We start from the raw sequence: 1564 nt of genomic DNA, 5'->3' as shown, positions 1-1564 counted from the left end.
CTAAAACTTGAAACACTAAAATTCATTCTCATTACTTGTCTTACAAGGGTTTAGAGCAAAAATAAAAGCATGAACACTGGAAACTCGGTATAATTGAAGTGCTAACTAACAATTAATCGAGGAGTGTTCATGTTATGAAAATTATAACACAAAACGACCATCAATCTCTTGAAGTTTTATCTTCAATCGAAGCATTTTTTTTGCGTTTTCGCTTATCTCAAATTGCGAAGGTTTCAAACGCTGTAAAGACAAAAGGTGTTCCATTTCGAACGCTGTTCTGTTATTTGATCAGTACACTTTTCTCAAACAGATCTGCATACCGTGATTATTTGAAGCATCAAGATCAGCTCGGATTCTCAGATAAGACTTTCCGTAATCTACTGAATAACGGCAAAATCAATTGGCAAAAGTTCTTGGTTTTGCTCTGCCGCCGTATCATTGTGTTCATCGAACCCTTGACTGAACCAACACGCCGGAATGTATTCATTGTGGATGATTCCATGTATGAGCGAGCCAGCGCAAAGCACGTTGAACTAGCGGCGTTTCAGTTTGACCATGCGAAACACAAACATACCCGTGGCTTTCGGTTTCTTCAACTAGGTTGGAGTGACGGCAACACATTCCTCCCTGTTAACTTTTCCTTGCTTTCTGGCAAGAATCAAGTGTGCAGCCCAAAATCCATCGACGGCCGTACACTTTCAGGAAAGCGTAAGATTCAGGCACAGCGCAAAGCAACCAATGTAGTGTTGGAATTGTTATCATCAGCCTTGTCTCAAGGAGTGAATGCTTCCTACGTCTTGTTTGATTCCTGGTTTTCTAGCCCTAAGATGTTTCATCAGTTGCGTGAAATGGGACTTCATGGAGTAGCCATGGTGAAACGTTCTAAGAAAGTTTATTACCAGTTCAACGGTGGACTGATGGATGTGAAAACGATCTTTAACACCCAGAAGAAACGTCGCGGACGTTCACGCTATCTGTTATCCGTTCTTGTTGAAGCAGTTGACGGGGAAACGTCGGTGCCAGTCAAACTTGTTTATATCCGCAACCGCAATAAACGAAATGATTACCTTGTCTTGGCGACAACGGACACCCGGCTCTCTGAAGATGAAGTTATTCAGCTTTACGGAAAGCGCTGGTCGATTGAAGTATACTTCAAGATGTGTAAACAGTACCTCCGCCTGGCAAAATATCAAGGATTGTCTTATGACGGTATCTTTGCACATACCGCTCTTGTCGCAATTGGTTACTCAATCCTTGCAGTCCAACACCGTGAACAGGTAGATGATCGGACCCTGGGTGAGTTGTTTTATCTCATGGTTGATGAACTTACTGACATCACCTTCGCAGAAGCGATTCAACAATTGATTGATTTATTTAAAGAAGCTTTTAAGGATGAGTATATCCTTTGTGAAGAAGTACTAAATACTATTATTGAGCAATTTTTAAAAAAATTACCTGTCAGCTATCAAAAACACCTAATTAAAGCAGCTTAGCTCTAAATTAGCCGGGGTAACCGCAGTGGTGACAAGGGGTTTGCACGATTTTCGTACTTTCAAGTTTTAGT

Annotated in this window: 1 protein-coding gene; it reads left to right on the top strand. The window is 41.1% G+C overall.

All coding sequences use genetic code 11. The features are described from left to right. Positions 1 to 134: 134 nt before the first annotated feature. Complete coding sequence (locus BpJC4_RS15730; RefSeq protein ID WP_133537234.1) at positions 135 to 1493, top strand: IS4 family transposase; 1359 nt, start codon at positions 135 to 137, stop codon at positions 1491 to 1493. Positions 1494 to 1564 lie beyond the last annotated feature (71 nt).

Source organism: Weizmannia acidilactici (genome assembly GCF_008974185.1).
In the GTDB taxonomy this organism is placed as follows: Bacteria; Bacillota; Bacilli; order Bacillales; family Bacillaceae_C; genus Weizmannia; species Weizmannia acidilactici.
This window is presented reverse-complemented; position numbering and strand designations above follow the sequence as displayed.